Annotated in this window: 6 protein-coding genes; 3 read left to right on the top strand and 3 right to left on the bottom strand. The window is 58.4% G+C overall.

Annotated features, from left to right (window positions below):
• Nucleotides 1-734 (top strand): 3'-5' exonuclease (locus ABYV89_RS13310; RefSeq protein WP_432823434.1); only part of this gene is annotated, 734 nt, incomplete at its 5' end.
• Between the two features lie 121 nt (nt 735-855).
• Complete coding sequence (locus ABYV89_RS13305) at nt 856-1,050, top strand: DUF1059 domain-containing protein (RefSeq protein ID WP_432823433.1); 195 nt, start codon at nt 856-858, stop codon at nt 1,048-1,050.
• A 217-nt stretch (nt 1,051-1,267) separates the two neighbouring features.
• Here the strand turns inward: ABYV89_RS13305 and ABYV89_RS13300 are convergent, their stop codons facing one another.
• Nucleotides 1,268-2,068, bottom strand: coding sequence for a zinc-dependent peptidase (locus tag ABYV89_RS13300; RefSeq protein WP_432823432.1), 801 nt, complete (start codon nt 2,066-2,068; stop codon nt 1,268-1,270).
• 400 nt (nt 2,069-2,468) lie between these two features.
• Between ABYV89_RS13300 and ABYV89_RS13295 the strand changes: the two genes are divergently transcribed.
• On the top strand, nt 2,469-3,332 hold the full coding sequence (locus ABYV89_RS13295; protein WP_432823431.1) for a YitT family protein: 864 nt from the start codon (nt 2,469-2,471) through the stop codon (nt 3,330-3,332).
• Between the two features lie 66 nt (nt 3,333-3,398).
• Here the strand turns inward: ABYV89_RS13295 and ABYV89_RS13290 are convergent, their stop codons facing one another.
• Both ABYV89_RS13290 and ABYV89_RS13285 read right to left on the bottom strand, forming a co-directional pair.
• Entirely contained in the window at nt 3,399-4,109 is a 711-nt protein-coding gene (locus ABYV89_RS13290) for a hypothetical protein (protein WP_432823430.1), read from the bottom strand.
• On the bottom strand, nt 4,090-6,018 hold the full coding sequence (locus tag ABYV89_RS13285; RefSeq protein ID WP_432823429.1) for a RecQ family ATP-dependent DNA helicase: 1,929 nt from the start codon (nt 6,016-6,018) through the stop codon (nt 4,090-4,092). The genes ABYV89_RS13290 and ABYV89_RS13285 overlap by 20 nt, the downstream gene beginning before the upstream one ends.
• Nucleotides 6,019-6,291: the final 273 nt, after the last annotated feature.

Here is a 6,291-nt window from a genome sequence, read left to right as displayed (position 1 = left end):
GGGGGACGGAGGTTCCCGGGGCGCTCGGCTGGTACGACCATGTGCTGGTCGATGAGGCGCAGGATCTCTCCCTGGTCGAGCTTCACGCCCTGATGCTGGCCACCACCGGCCGACGCAGCCTGACGGTCTGCGCCGACGAGAAACAGAAGATCCTCGATTTTGTCGACTCGGCCGGGTTCTCGGCGTTCCAGCTGCAGCTGAAGAGCGCGGGGCTTTCCTCGGGAGCGCTCGATATCAGCTATCGCTCGACACGTCAGATCATGGCCCTGGCCTCCCGGGTCTCCGGGCGCCCGGTGGGCAAGGTGGTCAACGAGGGACCGGACCCGCGCTTTCATGTTTTTGCCAGTCAGCCGGAGGCGCTGAGCGCTCTGCGCCGGTCGGTGGGGGCGCTTCTGGCGCGCGAAAAAAAGAGCCTGACCGCGATCATCTGCCGATTCAAGCATGAGGCCCAGAGCGTTTACGCCGCCCTGAAAGATCTGCCGGGGGTGCGCCTGCAAACCGCAGACCTGTCCTTTGAACCGGGTGTTCTTGTCACCCATGCCCACCAGGTCAAGGGATTGGAGTTCTCGGGAGTGATCCTCTGGAACCCTTCACAGAGGTCGTATCCGGCAACCGAACTGGGTAAAAACCTGCTTTATGTCGCCATCACCCGCGCCAGTGACCGGTTGGCCGTCTATCACAGCGAACCCCTTTCGCGCCTGTTCTCCGGAAGGCCTGGCTCTGTTTCTGGATAACTTTTCGCTCTACTTCGCCCCGGTTGTACATACCAGGAGGTGGGGTGTTATAATGTTACCAAGATGGTAATAGATGCTGCGGGCCGAATCGCGGTTCGCTTTGCCAGCCAAGGAGTAGATTATGAGTCGCAAATATATCGATTGCCGGGATTACCCGGGTGACGTCAAGTGTTCCGTCGCTCTTTCCGCCGATAGTGAAGAAGAGTTGCTTGAGGCGGTCGTTCAGCACGGCACAACGGTTCACGGGTACAAGGACACGGCCGAGTTCCGGGATAAAATCCGTAAAGAGTTTAAGGAAGGCACTCCGCCGAGATAATACACACCGATGGTAACAGGCAGAAGCATGGCACTCCCAGGAGGAAAAGTGGGAGTGCCTCTTTATTCTGTGGCAAGAAGGTTCCGGTGTCCCCGCCCCTCCCTGTAACTCGGGGCGCATCACATCCCCCAACATCAACAGCACGACACGAAAAATTAGGATGCGCAGGGTTCCTTTTTGTCACGGGCCCAAGGCGCATCTGGAGGATCAACGGGAATTATTCTTCCTCGGGGCAACTCCTATGCACACGCTCTGCCGGATCCTGGCGGTAGTAGGCGCGAAGAACGTGGTAGAGGTCGGGGGATTGCATTTGAAGCGCCAGCGGACGGTCGAAAAACTCTTCGGTGGCGACGGCGAAGAACTCGGCCTCGTTTTTTGCTCCGTAGGCGTCGAGAAAGGTCGGCAGCCCCTTGGCGGCGAGGTCGCGCAGCCGCAGGAATTCACGGGAGCAGATGGTTACCCATTCGGCGAACTGGTCAGGGTCGGCGAGGGGCGGGGTGCCGTCGGCTGACCCGTCGAGCATGTCCAGTTTATGGGCAAACTCGTGGTAGACGACGTTGTGTCCCTGCTCGGGATTGTGGGCGCCGTGGAGGACGGCGTCCCAGACGAGGATGACCGGCCCCTGGGCGATAGCCTGGCCGAGGATCGGCAGGGCCGTCTCCACCGGTGCCATGATGCGTTCGAAGACTCTGGGCTGGCGTTCGGGGATGACGACGGTGGAGGGATAGACGAGGATCGACTCGACGTTGCGATAATAGTTGTGGGGGATCCCCAAAAGGAGCAGGCAGGCCTGGGCGGCAATGGTAATGCGGATTTCGTCGGTGAGCTCAAGGCCGCCGCAGCCCTCCCAGTATTTCTCTTCGAGAAAAACCTGCATCAGTGCGCGCAACCCGGCGCGCTCGGCATCGTCGAGCACGCAGTAATGGGCCACATTCGTTCGAACGAAGGACTCCCACTCACGAGGGAAGGGACGCTTCCGCGTTTTATCGCGGCGACGGTCTCGGAACCAGTGGAACATGTTCAACAACCTCCTGACAGTGCAGAGCAGGCCATCTCAGGCCGGGGGACATCAAAAGATGCCTAGGAGCCTGTCGCACTTTACATGAGCCGACTGCAAAATCGCCTGATTGGCCCATATCTCCGGTAATTTTCGACAAATAGTCCAGCTATTCGCTCTCAAATTCTCGAATATCTGGTCTCAACCATCCAATTTTTCGTTGCGACCCGCAAAACCCGACAGGCTCCTAGTGTAGCATTATCCAGATCGGCAATTTCTTCAAAATCGGAGCGCTGTCGGTAATTTAAGCCGAATGTATCCTCCGGAATTTTTAAATACGGGGTTGACATGTCTCCTGTGGGAGTGCAGGATTCCGACCGCAAAGGTATTCCGCGACTCTGCGATTGTGAAAGGATAAGGAATGTCCGAAGAGAAAAACAAATTAGTCTATTCGATCTTCTGGAACTGCGGCTTGATCGCTATCGGCTCCCTGATTCAGGCGATCGCCCTAAAGTCGATTGCCATTCCGCACAATTTTGTCCCCGGCGGCCTGTTCGGGGTCGGGTCGCTGATCTATTATAAAACCGGCTGGCTCAATCCGGGACTGCTTTACGTGCTGTTGAATTTACCCATGTTCATTCTCGGCTACATTTTCATCTCACGGCGTTTTCTCTGGTACAGCGCTTTGGCGATGGGCCTGATTTCCTTCTATTACCAGCTCATCGGTTTCCAGATTCAGATTGATAACCAGCTCTACGCGGCCCTGGTGTTTGGGGCGTTGCTCGGGGCCGGCGCCGGAATGGTATTGCGCTCTCTTGGTTCCAACGGGGGGCTCGATGTCGTGGCAATTATTCTTAATCAGAAGTACAACATCGGAGTCGGCAAGGTTTACTTCGTTTTCAATGTTATTCTCTTTTCCCTCAGTTTCGTCAGTCTTCAAAACGATCTGGTCATCGCTTCGATGATCGCTGTATTTGTCTGTTCGCTGGCGGTTGACTATGTTCTTTCGATGTTCAGTCAGCGCAAGTTGACCTTTATCATTTCGGAGAAACCACAGGAAATTGCCGATCAGGTAATGACCCATTTAAAAATCGGCACCACCATGTTGCCGGCCATCGGCTCCTATCGCAAACAGGAGAAGACCGTGCTGATGGTGGTCATCAATAATATTCAGCTGAAACGGCTGGAAGAGATTGTTTTTACGACAGATAACTACGCCCTGTTTATCGTCGAAAATACCTTCAGCGTGCTCGGTTCGACCTTTTCGCGGCGCAAGATTTATTGAGCGTCGGTATCTTGTCGCAGGCATAGCAACCTGCTGACGGTGCAGGGCAGGGCAGGGCAGGTCATCTCAGTGGTCAGAAAAGGTGCGCTGTTTCAGAAAACCGGCGATAATGTCACGGGCCCACTGTCGGTCGCCGTCGCAGCAGCGTTCGGCGATGAGGGTGACATCCTCTCGGTCGGCTTCATGTGATGCTTTATGTTTCTCCCATAAGCCAACGAATCTGCGCACTAAACTCATCTCCCAGTAATATTCCTCGATGGTCCTGTTATCCCCATCTTCCCTGACCCGAATGTCGCTGCATGGGATCAGCGATTTCAAAGTTCGGGGGGAGAGTCCAAGGGCTTTTGATGCTTCGGAGAGGTTGAGCAAGCCACCGCCCTTTTTCTTTCGGATGATATTCCTGCTTGGCCGGGCCTCGTGCTTGCGGGTTGGACAGAGCGGTTTCAGCTGCTCGATCAGTGCGGATATTTCATCCGCGGAGAAATCTTCCATCGAAAAATGGGTCTGGTACTGGAAGTCGCCTGCCTCCAGTCGACCTTCGACCGACGGGGCGGCCGTGCCTTCTTCTCGCCTGATCCGCAGCGAAGCGTCGAGGCTGAATTCGTGGATGTCGGCATGGGCATCGGTTGTATCGAGGTAGCGCTCGATCAGTTTGTCTTTGAGCGGTCCGTCTTCGACGAAGAAATACCGCTCGCCTTGCAGTCCACCGATCATTTCCAATAATTCTGAAATCATATCACTCACGTGCAGATCGCTTTCAAGCTGGTGCCGAAGCAAGCAGATCCATCACCTTACGGAAGGGAAACTCCCCCAGGGCGCCAAAATCGCTGTGGCGGCTGAGGCGGGCGCGGTTGGCGGCAGGGCTGGTGATACCGCAGAGAAAACGGACGAGTTGGCGGGGATGAGCCAGCGACGCATGTCTTTCATCCAGCACCCGGCGGGCGATCGCGGCTTCGGCGGGGCCGGGTTCCAGCGGAGCGGTGCGGGAGAGGCGCTCTCCTTGTCCGCTGCGGCAGCGGCTGCAGTCGCCACAGTCGGCATCGATCGGTTCTCCAAAATAGCTGAGCAGATGCCGGGTCAGGCAACGGCGCTGCTCGGCGTAGGCGAGCACCTCGCGCAGGCGGGCGATGTCCTGGGTTTCGCGCCGGGCGAAGGTTTCTTGCAGGCCGGCGATCAGCACTTCCGGATCGACTTCGTGCCTCTCTCGGCGGTAGCCGTGGCGCAGGCCGGTGACCTGCACCTGGATATCCCCTTGTTCTTCCAGGTAGCTGATGGCGGCGGTGATCCGCTGGCGCGGCTCGTTCAATTCTACGGCGCTCTCACCGGGCATGAGCTGATACCACAATCGCCCTTTTTTAGCGGTGGCGAAAAGAGCCTGCAAAAAGGCGACGCGCTGCGGGTCGAAGGTCTTGAGGATATCCTCTTGCGGGCGGTTGAACTGGATTTTGTAGCCGTCGTAGAAGGGTCCGGTCGAACGCAGCACCCCTTGCAGTTCGAGGTAGGTGAAGACGGTGGCGATCACCAGCGGACGGATGTCAAACTCCCCGGAGAGATCGTAGAGGGAGACGTCGAAAACCTCGCCCTGACCCAGCAGCTGTTCCACCAGTTGCCGCAACGCTTCGGGCGTCGGGGTGTCACCGTAGCTGAAGTTGGCCAGCACCGTCAGGTCGTCGGCGCAGGCCAGGATCTCGCAACGGGAGTCGAGGCCGTCGCGACCGGCGCGGCCGATCTCCTGCATGTAGTTTTCCAGAGTCTTGGGCAGGTTGTAGTGGTAGACGGCGCGGATGTCGGCCTTGTCGATCCCCATGCCGAAGGCGATGGTCGCTACCACGACCTGGAGCTTGCCGGCCATGAAGTCGTCCTGCACGGTGCCGCGCCGCTCGCTCTGCATTCCGGCGTGATAGGCCTTGGCGGCGATCCCCTCGGATTCGAGAAAGCTCGCCACCGCTTCGGCGGTGCGCTGCAGGGTGACGTAGACGATGGTCGGTCCGCCGGCCTGTTCGCGCAGGCGCTGCAGCAGCAGTCTGCGGCGCTGCGGGGCGGGGCAGGGGGTCACGCTCAGGTGCAGGTTGGGCCGGTGAAAGGAAGTGCGGATTTCATCCCCATCGGCGATATCGAAAGCGCGGCGGATGTCGGCGGCGACTGAAGGGGTAGCGGTTGCGGTCAGGGCCAGCACCCGGCGAGCCCCGATCTCCTCGGCGAGGCTGGCGAGCTTCATGTACTCGGGGCGGAAATTGTGCCCCCACTCGGAAATGCAGTGGGCTTCGTCGATGGCCAGAAGAGAGATGGTGCGCCCGCGCAGGCGGTTCAGAAAACGCTCGTTGGCGAGCCGCTCGGGGGCGATGTAGAGCAGTTTCAGGCTACCGGTTTCCAGCTGCCGGTAGATCGTTTGCACTTCGGATGCGCTGATGCTCGAGTCGAGGCGGGCGGCGGCGATGCCGCGGGTCTGCAGGGCGTCGACCTGGTCTTTCATCAATGCGATCAGCGGCGAGATGACCAGGGTCAGCCCGTCGAGTAGCAGGGCCGGCAGTTGGTAGCAGAGGCTCTTGCCGCCTCCGGTGGGGAAGATCGCCAGGGCCGAGCGCCCGGCCAGCAGGCATTCGATGACCGATTCCTGTCCGGGACGAAAGGTCGAAAAGCCGAAGTTCTGTTGCAGGCAGTGCTGGATCGATGTGTCGGCGGGCATTTAGAACCTCTTTAAGTGTTTTGCCCTGTCGGACAATAATTATAATAAACAGCCGCCCGCACCGGGTCGGCGCTGAGCGGCTGTCGTTCAGTCCTTGAAAGCTCTAAGCGTGCTGTGGCGTCAGTCGTTCAGCCAGGCATCCGAATCGTAAAATCATTCATCTGATAGATGATCTTTCCGTCCACCGAAAGATAGCCGTTGGCTGTCAGCAGGCGCTGGGCGTCGTCAACGGCCGTCACCACGGCTTCGATGGTTTCCTGGCTGGCGGCGACG

The organism is Trichloromonas sp. (assembly GCF_041583255.1).
Lineage (GTDB): Bacteria > Desulfobacterota > Desulfuromonadia > Desulfuromonadales > Trichloromonadaceae > Trichloromonas.
The sequence above is the reverse complement of the archived record's forward strand: the minus strand, read 5'-3'. Positions and strand labels throughout refer to the sequence as shown.

Excerpts from the sequence above, each read along its gene's own strand:
- ABYV89_RS13305 (WP_432823433.1), top strand. The coding sequence starts at position 856 with ATGAGTCGCAAATATATCGATTGCCGGGATTACCCGGGTGACGTCAAG.
- ABYV89_RS13300 (WP_432823432.1), bottom strand. The coding sequence starts at position 2,068 with ATGTTCCACTGGTTCCGAGACCGTCGCCGCGATAAAACGCGGAAGCGT.
- ABYV89_RS13295 (WP_432823431.1), top strand. The coding sequence starts at position 2,469 with ATGTCCGAAGAGAAAAACAAATTAGTCTATTCGATCTTCTGGAACTGC.
- ABYV89_RS13285 (WP_432823429.1), bottom strand. The coding sequence starts at position 6,018 with ATGCCCGCCGACACATCGATCCAGCACTGCCTGCAACAGAACTTCGGC.